Annotated in this window: 13 protein-coding genes; 6 read left to right on the plus strand and 7 right to left on the minus strand. The window is 41.8% G+C overall.

The annotated features are described in order from the left end of the window. Positions 1 to 93: 93 nt before the first annotated feature. Positions 94 to 333 (plus strand): sulfurtransferase TusA, encoded by a 240-nt coding sequence (gene tusA, locus CWB72_RS16025; protein WP_138633438.1) that lies wholly within the window; start codon positions 94 to 96, stop codon positions 331 to 333. A 44-nt stretch (positions 334 to 377) separates the two neighbouring features. Here tusA and CWB72_RS16030 read toward each other — a convergent pair whose 3' ends face one another. The 7 genes from CWB72_RS16030 to dnaA form a co-directional block, all read right to left on the minus strand. Beyond that, positions 378 to 818: a hypothetical protein gene (locus tag CWB72_RS16030; protein ID WP_138568616.1), complete on the minus strand. Its 441-nt coding sequence runs from the start codon at positions 816 to 818 to the stop codon at positions 378 to 380. Between the two features lie 185 nt (positions 819 to 1,003). Then, complete coding sequence (gene glyS / locus CWB72_RS16035) at positions 1,004 to 3,073, minus strand: glycine--tRNA ligase subunit beta (protein WP_138633441.1); 2,070 nt, start codon at positions 3,071 to 3,073, stop codon at positions 1,004 to 1,006. A gap of 2 nt (positions 3,074 to 3,075) precedes the next feature. Then, positions 3,076 to 3,975 carry a glycine--tRNA ligase subunit alpha gene (gene glyQ, locus CWB72_RS16040; protein ID WP_138568614.1) on the minus strand — a complete coding sequence of 300 codons (900 nt, stop codon included), beginning with the start codon at positions 3,973 to 3,975 and terminating at the stop codon, positions 3,076 to 3,078. 177 nt (positions 3,976 to 4,152) lie between these two features. Next, positions 4,153 to 6,576 (minus strand): DNA topoisomerase (ATP-hydrolyzing) subunit B, encoded by a 2,424-nt coding sequence (gene gyrB, locus CWB72_RS16045; protein ID WP_138633444.1) that lies wholly within the window; start codon positions 6,574 to 6,576, stop codon positions 4,153 to 4,155. 15 nt (positions 6,577 to 6,591) lie between these two features. After that, positions 6,592 to 7,677: a DNA replication/repair protein RecF gene (gene recF, locus CWB72_RS16050; RefSeq protein ID WP_138633448.1), complete on the minus strand. Its 1,086-nt coding sequence runs from the start codon at positions 7,675 to 7,677 to the stop codon at positions 6,592 to 6,594. 3 nt (positions 7,678 to 7,680) lie between these two features. Further along, the gene (gene dnaN / locus CWB72_RS16055) at positions 7,681 to 8,784 is read right to left on the minus strand and encodes a DNA polymerase III subunit beta (protein WP_058028280.1); all 1,104 of its coding nucleotides are present in this window, start codon (positions 8,782 to 8,784) and stop codon (positions 7,681 to 7,683) included. A 19-nt stretch (positions 8,785 to 8,803) separates the two neighbouring features. Then, the gene (gene dnaA / locus CWB72_RS16060) at positions 8,804 to 10,237 is read right to left on the minus strand and encodes a chromosomal replication initiator protein DnaA (protein ID WP_436409861.1); all 1,434 of its coding nucleotides are present in this window, start codon (positions 10,235 to 10,237) and stop codon (positions 8,804 to 8,806) included. A 516-nt stretch (positions 10,238 to 10,753) separates the two neighbouring features. On the opposite strand from dnaA, the gene rpmH reads away from it, so the two are divergent. The 5 genes from rpmH to mnmE all read left to right on the plus strand — a co-directional run bounded on the left by rpmH (position 10,754) and on the right by mnmE (position 14,866). After that, positions 10,754 to 10,888 carry a 50S ribosomal protein L34 gene (gene rpmH / locus CWB72_RS16065; RefSeq protein ID WP_008488847.1) on the plus strand — a complete coding sequence of 45 codons (135 nt, stop codon included), beginning with the start codon at positions 10,754 to 10,756 and terminating at the stop codon, positions 10,886 to 10,888. A 6-nt stretch (positions 10,889 to 10,894) separates the two neighbouring features. Beyond that, the gene (gene rnpA / locus CWB72_RS16070; protein ID WP_138633451.1) at positions 10,895 to 11,323 is read left to right on the plus strand and encodes a ribonuclease P protein component; all 429 of its coding nucleotides are present in this window, start codon (positions 10,895 to 10,897) and stop codon (positions 11,321 to 11,323) included. A gap of 81 nt (positions 11,324 to 11,404) precedes the next feature. Beyond that, positions 11,405 to 11,698, plus strand: coding sequence for a membrane protein insertion efficiency factor YidD (yidD, locus tag CWB72_RS16075; protein ID WP_138633454.1), 294 nt, complete (start codon positions 11,405 to 11,407; stop codon positions 11,696 to 11,698). 8 nt (positions 11,699 to 11,706) lie between these two features. Continuing rightward, complete coding sequence (yidC, locus tag CWB72_RS16080; protein WP_138568609.1) at positions 11,707 to 13,350, plus strand: membrane protein insertase YidC; 1,644 nt, start codon at positions 11,707 to 11,709, stop codon at positions 13,348 to 13,350. A gap of 151 nt (positions 13,351 to 13,501) precedes the next feature. Then, positions 13,502 to 14,866, plus strand: a complete 1,365-nt coding sequence (gene mnmE, locus CWB72_RS16085) for a tRNA uridine-5-carboxymethylaminomethyl(34) synthesis GTPase MnmE (RefSeq protein WP_138633457.1) — start codon at positions 13,502 to 13,504, stop codon at positions 14,864 to 14,866. Positions 14,867 to 14,971 lie beyond the last annotated feature (105 nt).

The following is a 14,971-nucleotide window of genomic DNA, read 5'->3' on the forward strand; positions in this document are numbered from 1 at the left end:
TGAAGCTTAAATTAGTCGCTTGCAATGGTTTATTTGTCATCGCGCAGTGGGTAAAATATTCGCCCTATTTTTAGCTTGTTTAAGAGAGTCACCATGCCATTTTCTAATCCCGATCATACATTAGATGCTATCGGTCTTCGTTGTCCTGAGCCTGTGATGATGGTGCGTGGTGCAGTTAGAAAAATGTCTGATGGTGAAACGTTATTAATTATCGCTGACGACCCATCAACCACCCGTGATATTCCAAGCTTCTGTGAATTTATGGACCATACATTGGTTGCCAAAGAAGTTGATCAAGCACCTTTCCGTTACTTAGTAAAAAAGGGCAAATAAGCCCTTTTCGTTCATTTTTTTGTTAAGCATTCGTTCGCTTTAACTTATCCTTTGCTCACCATGACCATAGGCGATGCTGAGTTTCGATAATCAAAGGTAATGGTGTACCACCCCTTTTTACTCGGTGCAAAACTAAAGTAGTTATATACCGTGTCACAGTTCGCTGGTATTGGTTTATTTAATTGCAGTGAGCCTGACGACTGATAACCACAGTTGAAACCTTTACTCCAAGACTCATCAGCAATTTTAAATTCATACACTTTGCCCGGCGTCATAAACTTTGCGCGCACCGTGTAAATTCCCGGTTGTTGTGCGCCCAGTTTATAGTGAGGTTCTGCATCCCATAAGGTGAAGTCACCACGCAGATACATATCTCTATCGAGGGGTTTTACATTCGACTGAATAGTTTCTTGGTCTGGAACATATACCTGACTCGAACACGCAGAAAGTAATAAAGCCATTAACGCTGCGGATAGTTTTTTCATACTTTTAATTTCCTCTCAGCCATTTTGCTCAGCTTTGTTCTGAGCTGTTCTAACTCATACCTATTAGAATCTATAGCGCTATAAAAGTGCGAAGTATTTTGTAAAAGAGTTTATAACTCTCTAACATTAAATGACAAAAAGCCAACCGCTGAGGTTGGCTTTTGACAGGCTCTCAATCAAACAGATTAATTCTGAAGTACCGAGATATCCGCTGTATTTAAGAATAAACGACTTAACTGACTTAGCAGCGCTAAACGGTTATTCTTCACCGCTTCATCGTCAGCCATTACCATCACGTTATCGAAGAAGTTATCTACCGCTTCACGTAGGCTTGCCAATTGCGTTAATGCACCTTGATAATCGCCAGCTGCGTATACAGGTGCAAGCGCTTCGGTTAACTCAGCAACTTGTGCTGCTAGCACTTTCTCAGCGTCTTCAGCTAATAAAGCATTGTCTACTGCAGCATCGCTAGTAACATTATTCTTAGCAAGAATATTGTTTACACGCTTATTTGCCGCTGCCAAGCTTTCAGCTTCTGCCAATGTAAGGAAGTGGCTTACCGCTTTAACACGACGGTCAAAGTCAGCCGGTGAAGATGGACGACGCGCTAATACTGCTTGGATCACATCAACACTGATACCTTCATCTTGGTACCAAGCGCGGAAACGTCCTAGCATAAATTCGAATACATCTTCAGCCACATTGTCATTACTTAGTTTATCAGCAAATAATTCCTGAGACTTAGCAACAATGTCATGGATGTCTAACTTAAGTTCTTTCTCAACCATGATGCGAAGTGCACCGATGGCTGCACGACGAAGAGCAAACGGATCTTTGTCACCTTTTGGCGCTTGACCAATACCAAAGATACCGACTAGCGTGTCGAACTTATCTGCCAAGGCAACAGCGTAGCTTATAGGATTTGACGGTAAGTTATCACCTGCAAAACGCGGCATATATTGCTCGTTTTGTGCTAGCGCAACTTCTTCAGCTTCACCGTCGATACGTGCGTAATGCATACCCATTACACCTTGTACGTCAGTGAACTCCATCACCATTTCAGTCATTAGGTCTGTTTTACTTAATAGACCTGCACGCTCGGCCAATGCCTTGTCTGCTCCAACTTGCTCAGCGATATAACCCGCTAATGCCGCAATGCGCTCTGATTTGTCTTTTAAAGTACCAAGCTGCTTTTGGAACAATACGCTACCTAAAGATTCTAGACGGCTTTCAAGGGTTTTCTTTTTATCTGTTTCAAAGAAGAATTGTGCATCAGCTAGACGAGGACGAACAACCTTTTCGTTACCTGAGATAACCACACTTGGATCTTTACTTTCGATGTTAGACACGAATAGGAACTTATTAATTAAGTTGCCTGCTTTGTCTAATAGCGGGAAGTACTTCTGGTCGTCCTTCATGGTATAGATAAGTGCTTCGTCAGGCACAGCTAAGAACTCTTTTTCGAATGATGCAGTTAACGTAACTGGCCACTCAACAAGTGAAGTCACCTCTTCAAGTAAGTCCTCATCCATTGCCACAACCGCGTCAACTGCCTCAGCAGCTTCTTCAATTTGTGCACGAATTTGTGCTTTACGCGCTTCGTAGTCTGCAATAACATAAGCTGACTTAAGCGTTTCGAACACCTCATCAGCGTGGCTTACAGTTACACGTGCTGGGTGGTGGAAACGGTGACCTTGCAGTTCATTACTGATCGCTTTACCTAGCACTTCACCTTGTACTTGTGTGTCACCAAGAAGTGCAGCCACAGTATGCACAGGACGAATAAACTGTGTCTTATTTGCGCCCCAACGCATAGGTTTTGGAATAGGCAATTTAGCCAGCGCTTTATTAATTGCATCAGCAAGTAGCTCTGTAGCCGCTTGACCTTTTACTGTCGCACGGTGAAGTAACCAAGCGCCCTTTTCTGTTTCTAGCGTCTCAGCTTCGTTCACTTCGATACCACAACCACGCGCCCAACCCATGGCCGCTTTAGTTGGATTACCGTCAGCATCAAAAGCTGCCTTAGTCGCAGGACCACGTTTTTCTACAACTTTATCTTGCTGTTCAGTCGCAAGCGCTAAAACCTGTAAACCTAAACGGCGTGGTGATGCATACCAGTTGATGCTTTCAAAAGATAACTCTAATGCTTTCAACTCTTCAGTTAGGTTGTCTGAAAAAGCGGTTGCTAGTTTGCGCAGTGATTTTGGTGGTAACTCTTCAGTACCAATTTCTACTAATAAATTTTCAGTTGTCATGATCAGTCCTTACAAAGCGGGAAACCAAGCGCTTCACGCGCTTCATAATATGCCTGCGCACAAGCTTTAGATAACGCGCGTACACGAAGGATATAACGTTGACGCTCTGTTACTGAGATAGCATGACGGGCATCTAATAAATTGAAGGCATGAGATGCTTTCATTACCTGCTCATATGCTGGCAGTGGTAAACCTGCTGCAATTAGTTTTTCACTTTCTTTCTCACACTGATCGAACTGTGCAAACAAGGCATCAACATCTGCGTGTTCAAAGTTATACGTCGACTGCTCAACTTCGTTCTGATGGAATACATCACCGTACGTGACTTTACCCATTGGGCCATCAGTCCATACTAAGTCATAAATACTGTCTACACCTTGTATATACATAGCTAGACGCTCTAGACCGTAAGTAATTTCGCCAGTTACCGGGGCGCATTCTAGGCCGCCCACCTGTTGGAAGTAGGTGAACTGAGTCACCTCCATGCCATTTAACCACACTTCCCAACCAAGACCCCAAGCACCTAGTGTTGGTGATTCCCAGTTATCTTCTACGAAACGAACCTCATGTGTTAACGTATCGATGCCCATAGCAGCAAGAGAACCTAAATACAGCTCTTGAATATTATCTGGAGATGGCTTTAACACAACTTGGAATTGGTAGTAGTGTTGAAGGCGGTTTGGGTTCTCACCATAGCGGCCATCTGTAGGGCGACGACACGGTTGCACATAAGCACTCGACATTGGCTCTGGACCAATTGATTTCAAGAATGTCAGTGGGTGGAATGTACCCGCGCCTACTTCCATATCAAGTGGCTGAGCGATCACACAGCCTTGTTGTGCCCAGTAATCCTGTAGTGCCAGGATCAAGCCTTGAAAAGTTTTTAAATCGTATTTTTGCATAGTTGGCTTAATTTAATTTGGCTCATTGCGCCTAGTAGAGCTCACTGAGTGGCTATTAGCGCAGGGTTTTGTGATTGAAAATTATGCTCAGTATACCGCGTGCTGTGCAGGGTTTTAAGCATCAAACATAAAAAAAGGCGGGAAAACCCGCCTTTTTAAATATTATTTATAACTCGACTAAACGTCTAAGTTCACAACACGTAATGCATTGCTTTCGATGAACTCACGACGAGGTTCAACTTGGTCACCCATCAGTGTCGCAAATAATTGGTCAGCTGCAATGGCATCTTCAATGGTTACCTGAAGCATTCGACGTGCACCTGGATCCATCGTTGTTTCCCAAAGCTGGTCTGGGTTCATTTCACCTAATCCTTTATAGCGTTGTGTATACAAGCCACGCTTAGATTCACTCACCAACCAATCAAGACCTGATACAAAGTCAGTAACTGGGTGCGTTTTCTCACCACGTTGTACGTAACCGCTCTCTTCCATCAAGTTCGCCATTTGCTTACCTGTGTTTGCGATACGTACATAATCTTTAGACGTAATGAAGTTGTAGTCTAGTGTATAAGCTTTATCAACACCGTGCTGACGGATCTTAACCACTGGGTAGTACATATGACGCTCTTCGTCGTATGCAACTTCAGCATTAAAGATAGTTGCATCTTCATCTTTTTCTACAAGGTCAGCCACTAAACGTTCAGTCCAGCTAGTTACTTTGTCTTTATCAGATAAATCAGCTTCTGTGATCTCAGGTTGATAGATTAGACGATTCGTTACTGATGCTGGGTATTTACGATTTAATCGCTCTAACACTTCTACCGTTTTCTGATAATCATAAACGATATTTGCTAGTGCATTACCTTCAATTGCAGCAGCACCTTCAGTTGGATACAGCGCAGCACCATTTAATGCTAACTCTAATAAGTAACCAGTAAGCGCATTTTCATCTTTAATGTACTGCTCTTGCTTGCCTTTCTTCACTTTATAAAGTGGCGGCTGAGCAATATACACATAACCACGTTCAATGATTTCTGGCATCTGACGGTAGAAGAAGGTCAATAGTAACGTACGAATGTGCGAACCATCGACGTCAGCATCGGTCATGATGATGATACGGTGATAACGCAGCTTTTCTGGGTTGTATTCGTCACGGCCAATGCCACAACCAAGTGCAGTAATAAGCGTTGCCACTTCTTGAGAAGATAGCATCTTATCAAAGCGTGCTTTCTCAACGTTCAGAATTTTACCTTTCAGCGGGAGGATTGCTTGGTTCTTACGGTTACGGCCTTGCTTCGCAGAACCACCCGCCGAGTCACCCTCCACTATATATAGTTCAGAAAGTGCGGGGTCTTTTTCTTGGCAATCAGCCAGCTTACCAGGTAAGCCCGCTAAATCCATTGCTCCTTTACGGCGAGTCATTTCACGTGCTTTACGTGCCGCTTCACGCGCACGAGCAGCATCAATGATCTTATTTACTACCGTCTTCGCATCACCCGGGTTTTCTAGTAGATACTCATTAAGTTTTTCAGCCATGGCTTGTTCAACAGCTGACTTAACTTCACTTGATACAAGTTTATCTTTGGTCTGAGAAGAGAACTTTGGATCTGGTACTTTAACACTTACAACAGCTGTTAGGCCTTCACGCGCATCATCACCTGTCGCGTTACTTGCTGTTTTAGCTTTCTTGTTAAAGCCTTCTTTTTCCATGTAGTTGTTCAGCGTACGAGTCAGTGCTGCACGGAAACCCGCTAAGTGAGTACCACCGTCACGCTGAGGAATATTGTTCGTGAAACAGTAGATGTTTTCTTGGAAACCATCATTCCACTGCATTGATACTTCAACACTAATGCCATCTTCACGTTCAGAAGTGAAGTTGAATACATTCTGATGTACAGGTGTTTTCTTACGGTTTAGATATTCAACGAAAGCTTGAATACCACCTTCATATTTAAAGTGGTCTTGCTTATTCTCTTCACGCTCATCAGTCAGGATAATACTTACACCAGAGTTAAGGAATGAAAGTTCACGAAGACGTTTTGCAAGAATATCGTAGTGGAAATTTGTATCAGAAAAAGTTTCAGCACTTGGCCAGAAGCGTAACTCAGTACCTGTAGTTTCAGATTCACCAATCTCCGCTAACGGTGCATCTGGTACACCCATGGTATATTTTTGCTGGTGAAGTTTTCCTTCACGGCGGATTGTAAGTTGTAACTTTTCAGATAGCGCGTTTACTACTGAAACACCTACACCGTGAAGACCACCTGATACTTTATATGAGTTATCGTCGAATTTACCACCGGCATGAAGAACCGTCATGATAACTTCGGCAGCAGATACACCTTCTTCAGGGTGAATAGAGGTAGGAATACCACGTCCATTATCTCGAACTGATACAGAGCCGTCAGTATGAATAGTTACGAAGATATCATCACAATAGCCAGCTAATGCTTCATCGATAGAGTTATCTACTACTTCGAATACCATATGATGAAGACCAGTGCCATCATCTGTATCCCCTATATACATTCCCGGACGCTTTCTTACCGCATCCAATCCTTTCAGTACTTTAATACTGGACGAATCGTAATTTTCAGACATGGGTTTCTTCCAATTTTATGTTGTTAAACTGCCATGTTTCACGTGGAACATTTTCTTTTCTCTTTGTATTGGTTCCACAACAGCAGAAATACTTTCAGCAGTAATAGCCGTAATAAATAGCTGTGACTGACATAATTTTAATAATTCAGCCACGCTTTTCATCGTTTCTTCCCCTAGCTCTGAGGGCAAGTCATCGATAAGCAAAATTGACTGCTTTTTAGTTTCGGTCTCAATTAAGGTGTTTTGCGTAATCTTTAACGCATACAACAACAGCTTTAACTGACCCCGAGAAAAAATATTTTCTATACTATGACCATTTATATAAAAGCTAAAATCAGCTTTATGCGGTCCTTTACTTGTATAGCCAAGCTTAACGTCACGCTCAAAGTTCGCTTTTAGCGTGCTAGCTAAGTCTTCTTTCCAACCAGCATCATAACGTAATTCTAGGCCAGAAAATATAGGTATTTGATCCACTATTTTATCAAAAAAATACGCATTAAACCTCTCTATATAGGCTTTTCTTGAGATATTTATTTGATCAGCCACCTTAACGAATTCAACGTCCCAGAATTTGATTTGCTCGGCGTAATTATGTGGACGGGATTTAAGGAGTGCATTGCGTTGCTTCAGAATTTTATTGAACTGACGCCAGGCATTAAAAAAAGATTGTTCCACGTGGAACACACCTAAATCTAAAAACTTTCTACGCTCTTTAGGGCCACCAAAAAACAACTCGTAGCTTTCAGGTGTGATAACTTGCACTGGTAAAAGTTGCGCCAACTCCGAGATTTTTCTACTCGCTTGACCTTGTATTTTAAGCTGTGTTTCACCCTGCTTATTTTTACTAATACCTACAGGTATAGACAAGTTAAGGTGTTGTTTTTTAGCATGAACAATACAAGCGTCTTGTTCGTAGTGAATAAGGAGTTTCTGCTTGTTAGTACGAAAAGATTTACCGTGAGAAAGAAAATAGATGGCTTCGAGAAGACTGGTTTTTCCACTGCCATTCGCACCATAGATGATATTAATGTCTGCGCTTGGCTGAAAAGATAAAGCCTCAATATTTCGAAAATGATTGAGGCTAATATGATTCAAGCTCATAAACTATAGACGCATTGGCATCACAACATACATTGCATCATCTTGGCTTACGCCCTCAATTAATGCACTTGAGTTTGAGTCAGATAAAGTGAACTGAACATCTTCAGTTTTTAATGTATTAAGTACGTCTAAAACATAAGAAACGTTAAAGCCAATTTCTAAGTCATCGCCTTGATAACCCACTTCAACAACTTCTTCTGCTTGTTCTTGTTCAGGGTTGTTTGCTGTGATCTTCAATAAGCCACTTGATAAATTAAGGCGAACACCACGGAACTTCTCATTCGATAAAATAGAAACACGTTGGAATGCACTACGTAACCACTCGCGATTTGCAGTTACTAATTTATCGCCACCTCGTGGTAGAACACGACGATAATCAGGAAAACGACCATCAACTAATTTACTGGTGAAAGTAAATTCACCATCAATTAGGCGCACATGGTTCGCACCAAACTGAATTGTGATTAGTTCATCGTCAGCAGGTAAAAGGCGCATAATTTCTTGCACACCCTTTCTTGGAATAATTAACTGACGCTGGGTATTTAAAGATTCAGATAATGGCTGAGCAGCAATTGCTAAACGGTGACCATCAGTGGCAACGGTTTTAATTTCACTGTTATCCACTTCAAATGACATACCATTTAAATAATAACGCACATCTTGGTTCGCCATTGAGAAATGCGTGCTTTCTAGTAGACGTCTTAACTCTAAACGGGTCGTCTTGAATTCAACTTCACCATCCCACTGTTCGAGGTTTGGAAAATCTTCAGCAGCTAACGTCGTTAATGAAAAGCGACTTTTTCCACTGGTTAGAAGTACTTGATGTTCTTGCATCGAAAAAGTGAGTTCAGAACCATCAGGTAAGCTTTTACAAATATCGAGTAGTTTCTTAGCCGGCAAAGTAAGTTTGGCGTCTTCTGCTGGATTTTCAAGGTGCGAACTTGCAACCAGTTCAATCTCTAAATCAGTACCCGTCATCGCCAACACACCGTCTTTGATTTCTAACAATACATTAGAAAGAATAGGTAGCGTGTGTTTGCGCTCAATGGCACCAGAAACCTGCATTAACGGCTTTAAAAATTGCTCTCTTGAAATTGTAATTTGCATAATAAATTAAGCCCGAAAATTAAGACGACAATGTTCTAATTAAATTTTGATAATCTTCTTTTACCTCATGACTTTCATCACGAAGTGATTTTACCTTACGGCAAGCATGTAACACGGTGGTGTGATCTCGGCCACCAAATGCATCACCAATTTCAGGTAAACTGTGGTTTGTTAATTCTTTAGATAACGCCATCGCCACTTGTCTTGGTCTTGCAACCGAACGACTACGACGTTTAGATAATAGATCAGAAACGCGAATACGATAGTACTCGGCAACAGTACGTTGAATGTTATCGATCGTAACCAGTTTATCTTGCAATGCTAATAAGTCACGCAGTGCTTCTTTTACGAAATCGATAGAAATTGGACGACCTGTGAAGTTTGCATTTGCAATCACACGGTTAAGCGCCCCTTCTAATTCACGTACATTTGAACGCAATTTTTTCGCGATAAAGAAAGCCACTTCATGCGGTAAATTAATATTACTTTGCTGTGCTTTCTTCATCAGGATTGCCACACGCGTTTCGAGTTCAGGTGGCTCAATGGCAATGGTTAAACCCCAACCAAAACGAGATTTTAATCTGTCTTCTACCCCTTCAATTTCTTTTGGGTAACGGTCAGAGGTCAAAATAATTTGCTGGTTACCTTCTAATAAAGCATTAAAGGTATGGAAAAACTCTTCTTGCGAACGCTCTTTGTTTGCGAAGAATTGAATGTCATCGATCATCAAAGCGTCAACACTGCGGTAATAACGCTTAAACTCTTCAATGGCATTATTTTGTAGCGCTTTAACCATGTCTTGAACAAAACGTTCAGAGTGCATATAAACAATTTTGGCATCTTTTTTCTTTTCCATGATGCCATTACCCACCGCGTGTAAAAGGTGAGTTTTACCTAAACCTGTACCACCATATATAAAGACAGGGTTAAACGCATTACCCGGGTTATCGGCAACTTGCGTTGCAGCCGCTTTAGCTAACTGGTTTGATTTACCTTCAACGAAGTTATCAAACGTATAGTTTTCTTTAATATTAGATTTATAACCAGATTTAGGTGCGGGCTCTACTTTTTGTTCAGTAACAGGCTGAGGTGTTACTTGAGCTTGTTCGCTGCTAGTTGCTTGAGGTGAGACATTATTTGTCTGCTCTGCAGCAGTATTTACTTGAGCGGCCGCAGGGGTACCAACGTCAAAACGCAACTCAGGCGCTTCATCACCACAAATTTCAACTAATAACTCATTGATACGATTGAGGTACTTTTCTCTAACCCAATCTAAAACAAAGCGATTAGGTGCATAAATGGTCAAAGTATCATCGGTACTCTCTGCTTGCAGTGGCCTAACCCACATACTAAATTGCTGAGATGGCAATTCATCTTGCAACACATATAAACAACTTTGCCAAACAGACAGATACACGCTGAACAACTCCAATGGGTTAATATTCCCGTACATCGTAAAGAGTACAAGAATTGATTAATTATTATCACAAAATATAAGTGGAAGCTGGGTATTATGAATTGATCTTATCCACAACTTCAATATTGACTTTTGCAAAAACTAGGATCTTGTTGACAAAAATAAACAAACAACTGTTTTATAAGGTTTTTTATTTTAGATCCGAGCAATAAATCATAACAAAAAACAACCAAGATCACACGCGATAATTGTGATCAAATTAAGTTTTCCCAAGCTTTTGTTCAGATTGACCCCAAGACCTGTGGAAAACCCAAATAAGATCAGATCCTTTAAGATCTGCAATGCTTTTTATCTCGATCACGGGTATAATGCAGCCGCTTTTATATAGAGCGAATCAAGTTGATTATTTTTACAACTATTTTGCCCTGTAAATGAGATTATCATTGACTTTCGTCGTCCTCGGCATTAATATCTCGCGCTCGCAATGGCACCTGTGCCAGGATCGCGACCTGCATAGGATGTTTTAACCTTAACCGATCGGATGGAATTGTTATGAAAAGAACTTTTCAACCTAGCGTATTAAAGCGTAAGCGTACTCACGGTTTCCGTGCACGTATGGCTACTGCTAACGGCCGTAAAGTTTTAGCACGTCGTCGTGCTAAAGGTCGTAAAGTACTTTCTGCTTAATCATTAGTGGAAAGCTTTAGCTTTAGCAGGGAGTTACGTCTGTTAACTCCCTCGCACTACTCCCGCATATTCAATGAACCTGCTCGTGCAGCAACACCTTTCTTTACTTTATTAGCTAAACCAAATGAAGCTGGTCAACCAAGACTAGGTCTCACTGTTGCTAAAAAACGTTGTAAACTGGCTGTTCAAAGAAACCGAATTAAACGTCTTGCCCGTGAGAGCTTTCGTTTAAATCAACATAAACTTGATAACATCGATATTGTCTTGATGGTTAAATCAGGTGTTGATGAACAATCAAATGAAGAGCTAACTAAACAGCTTAATAAACTTTGGTTAAAAATAAATGAACGTTGTAAGCCAGGTGCTCCAAAACCTAAACCTTACAAAAAGCGTCCTTATAAAGGTAAGAAACCAGCTAAAACTCAGCAAAAGTAGTGTATTAAACTTCTGCTGAATAGCTTTACCCCCCTATTTAAGGTATCTTTAGCTCACCTTTTAAACATTCAATGCGTGACCATGGCACAAGCTAAAAAAAAGTTGACCTTTGCATGGCTATTAAGCCTGCCGAAACTTGCTTTAATTGTGCTGATTAAAGGCTATCAAAATTTTATTAGTCCGTTACTTGGTCCTCACTGTCGCTTTAACCCAACTTGCTCCAGTTATGCAATTCAGGCAATTAATTGTCATGGATCGATAAAAGGGAGTTGGTTAGCGCTCAAACGCATATTAAAATGTCACCCTTTAAGCGCAGGTGGGGATGACCCCGTACCTGAGAAGTCCAACAAAGTTAAACACCAACACGAGAAATAAGAGCTGTTATGGAATCACAACGCACGTTTTTATTTATCGGTTTATTGCTTGTATCGTTTTTATTGTTCCAAGAGTGGAATAATGAAAAACTTCAAGCGAATGCCGATACCAGTGCCACTACACAACAAGTCACTGCACCTTCTTCATCAATCGCGCAAGATGATGATGTGCCAGCATCAACTCAAAACGATGTACCAGCCGCAGTTACTAAAGCAGTTCGTTCAGTTATCACAGTTAAAACTGACGTACTAGATGTAAAAATTGACACCAAAGGCGGTGATGTTGTTGAAGCGAAGTTATTACAACACGCAGAAACACATGGCAGCGATACACCATTTTTACTGTTAGGTGAATTTGAAGGCCGCCAGTATATTTCACAAAGCGGTTTAATTGGATTACATGGTCCGGATGCAAACCCTGAAGGTCGCCCTGTTTATACCGCGCCACAAAAAGCGTATGAACTATCAGGCGATGAGTTACGTGTACCACTGACTTTTGTTGATAACAAAGGTGTTCAGTACACAAAAACTTATGTATTTAAAGCGGGTAAGTATGATGTTGCATTAGAATACACAGTCAACAACACCACTGCTGACCCAATCCAAGTTCAGCTTTACACGCAAGTTAAGCGCACTGTGCAAGCAAAAGGCAGCATGGTTGAGCAAACTTACTTAGGCGCAACTTATGGTACTTCTGAAGAGCCGTATGAAAAGTATAGCTTCGAAGATATGGCTGAAGCGAACTTAAGCAAAAACACGCAAGGTGGTTATATTGCTTTCATTCAGCACTATTTCTTAAGTGCTTGGGTACCAGACCAAACCGTAAACAACACAGTTTATACATTACTGCGTAATAACCAAGGTATCATTGGTATTAAAGGCGAAGCGGTAAATGTACAAGCAAACAGCACGACCAACATTAACTCAACTTTCTATATGGGTCCAAAAGATGGTGATGCACTTGAAGCTATCCATGAAGACCTAGATTTAGCAGTAGACTTCGGTTGGTTATGGTTTATTTCTCAGCCACTACTTGTCCTTCTAAAACTACTTTATAGCTTCATCGGTAACTGGGGTGTGGCAATCATCGCTATCACTATTTTAGTTAAGATGGCACTTTACCCACTGACTAAAGCGCAGTACACGTCTATGGCTAAGATGCGTGCGCTTCAACCTAAGATGATGCAATTAAAAGAGCGCTATGGTGATGACCGTCAAAAGATGGGTCAAGCTACAATGGAGCTTTACCGCAAAGAGAAAGTAAACCCTATGGGTGGTTGCTTGCCGTTATTACTGCAAATGCCTATTTTCTTAGCGCTATTCTATGTATTCCTAGAGTCACCTGAATTACGTCATGCTGAATTCATGTTCTGGCTAACAGACCTATCGGCAAAAGACCCATACTACGTATTACCGATTCTATTTGGTGCAAGTATGTTCTTAACGCAGAAACTGCAGCCTATGACAGTGACGGATCCTATGCAACAAAAGATGATGACGTATATGCCAATCGTATTTACGTTCTTCTTCATCTTATTCCCATTCCCATCAGGTCTAGTACTTTACTGGTTAGTATCTAACTTGATCACCATTGCACAGATGCTTTACATCTACCGTGGAATGGAAAAACAAGGGATCAAAGTTCGCGACTAATCGCCGACTTTAAACACTTCAAAACGCCTGCTTATTGCAGGCGTTTTTGTTTCAGCCTTGATAACTTACATTTCTCAACTCTGCCCAATCTGGCTGACCCTGATGCTTTAGAGTACAATTGCAGTATTGTAATTGCTCAGCAAAAGAATCCATGATTAATCAAGACACCATAGTCGCTCAAGCAACCGCGCCCGGTCGTGGTGGTGTAGGCATCATCCGAGTTTCGGGTAGCTTATCTACTCACGTAGCCGAAAAGATTTTAGGCAAATGCCCAAAGCCGAGATATGCTGAATACCTCTCTTTCAATAGCCTTGCGGGTACGCAGCTTGACCAAGGTATTGCCCTATTCTTCAATAACCCACACTCTTTCACTGGCGAAGACGTATTAGAGCTTCAAGGCCACGGTGGACCCGTTGTAATAGACATGCTGTTAAAAGAAATCTGTCAGATTGAAGGCGTACGTTTAGCGCAACCTGGTGAATTCTCAGAACGTGCTTTCTTAAACGATAAAATGGATTTAACCCAAGCTGAAGCCATTGCTGACTTGATCAATGCAACCAGCGAGCAAGCAGCAAAAAGTGCCTTACACTCGCTGCAAGGTGATTTCTCAAAACACATTCACACGCTGGTGGAAAAAGTCATTCACCTGCGTATGTATGTTGAAGCTGCTATCGACTTCCCAGATGAAGAGATTGATTTCTTATCAGACGGCAAAGTCGCTGGCGATTTAGCAGCCATCATCACGCAACTCGATGAAGTGCGCCAACAAGCGAAGCAAGGCAGCATTATGCGTGAAGGTATGCGCGTGGTGATTGCAGGTCGTCCTAATGCGGGTAAATCATCGCTACTGAATGCCCTAGCAGGACGAGAAGCGGCCATCGTGACTGACATCGCAGGCACCACGAGAGACGTACTGAGAGAGCACATTCACATTGATGGTATGCCGCTACATATCATTGATACAGCAGGTCTTCGTGAAAGCCCTGATAAAGTTGAGCAAATCGGTATTGAGCGCGCGTGGGATGAAATTCGCCAAGCCGATCATGTGTTATTTATGGTTGATGGCACAGATACCACAGAAACCGACCCTGTGCAGATCTGGCCTGATTTTATGCAACAGTTGCCTGATGGCATGAAAGTGACTGTGGTACGCAACAAAATCGATCTCTCAAATGAAGCGGTAAATCTCGATAAAGCGGGTCAGTATCCCCTACTTCGTTTAAGTGCTAAAAGCACCGAAGGTGTCGATTTGCTGCGTGAACATCTTAAAGAATGCATTGGCTTTACTGGTGCCACTGAAGGCGGGTTTATGGCAAGACGCCGTCACTTAGATGCCCTAGAGCGTGCCGCCGAGCATTTAGATATCGGACAAACACAGCTAGAAATGCATGTAGCTGGTGAGATCTTGGCCGAAGAATTACGCCTCACACAACAACATTTAAATGAGATCACCGGTGAATTTAGCTCAGATGATCTACTTGGTAAGATCTTCAGCTCATTTTGTATCGGTAAATAACGGTATACATACTTCAAGCGCCGCATCCCCCCTATTGTGGCGCTCATTTCCCTAATAGCCAGCCCAATATTTCATCAAATTAAATAACCAAAGCTCTGATTAAGT

It is taken from the genome of Pseudoalteromonas phenolica (genome assembly GCF_005886345.1).
Taxonomy (GTDB): Bacteria; Pseudomonadota; Gammaproteobacteria; order Enterobacterales; family Alteromonadaceae; genus Pseudoalteromonas; species Pseudoalteromonas phenolica_A.

What these genes read in the sequence shown, in the direction of transcription:
- tusA (WP_138633438.1), top strand. Translation starts at nt 94, where the DNA reads ATGCCATTTTCTAATCCCGATCATACATTAGATGCTATCGGTCTTCGT.
- CWB72_RS16030 (WP_138568616.1), bottom strand. Translation starts at nt 818, where the DNA reads ATGAAAAAACTATCCGCAGCGTTAATGGCTTTATTACTTTCTGCGTGT.
- glyS (WP_138633441.1), bottom strand. Translation starts at nt 3,073, where the DNA reads ATGACAACTGAAAATTTATTAGTAGAAATTGGTACTGAAGAGTTACCA.
- glyQ (WP_138568614.1), bottom strand. Translation starts at nt 3,975, where the DNA reads ATGCAAAAATACGATTTAAAAACTTTTCAAGGCTTGATCCTGGCACTA.
- gyrB (WP_138633444.1), bottom strand. Translation starts at nt 6,576, where the DNA reads ATGTCTGAAAATTACGATTCGTCCAGTATTAAAGTACTGAAAGGATTG.
- recF (WP_138633448.1), bottom strand. Translation starts at nt 7,677, where the DNA reads ATGAGCTTGAATCATATTAGCCTCAATCATTTTCGAAATATTGAGGCT.
- dnaN (WP_058028280.1), bottom strand. Translation starts at nt 8,784, where the DNA reads ATGCAAATTACAATTTCAAGAGAGCAATTTTTAAAGCCGTTAATGCAG.
- dnaA (WP_436409861.1), bottom strand. Translation starts at nt 10,237, where the DNA reads ATGTACGGGAATATTAACCCATTGGAGTTGTTCAGCGTGTATCTGTCT.
- rpmH (WP_008488847.1), top strand. Translation starts at nt 10,754, where the DNA reads ATGAAAAGAACTTTTCAACCTAGCGTATTAAAGCGTAAGCGTACTCAC.
- yidD (WP_138633454.1), top strand. Translation starts at nt 11,405, where the DNA reads ATGGCACAAGCTAAAAAAAAGTTGACCTTTGCATGGCTATTAAGCCTG.
- yidC (WP_138568609.1), top strand. Translation starts at nt 11,707, where the DNA reads ATGGAATCACAACGCACGTTTTTATTTATCGGTTTATTGCTTGTATCG.
- mnmE (WP_138633457.1), top strand. Translation starts at nt 13,502, where the DNA reads ATGATTAATCAAGACACCATAGTCGCTCAAGCAACCGCGCCCGGTCGT.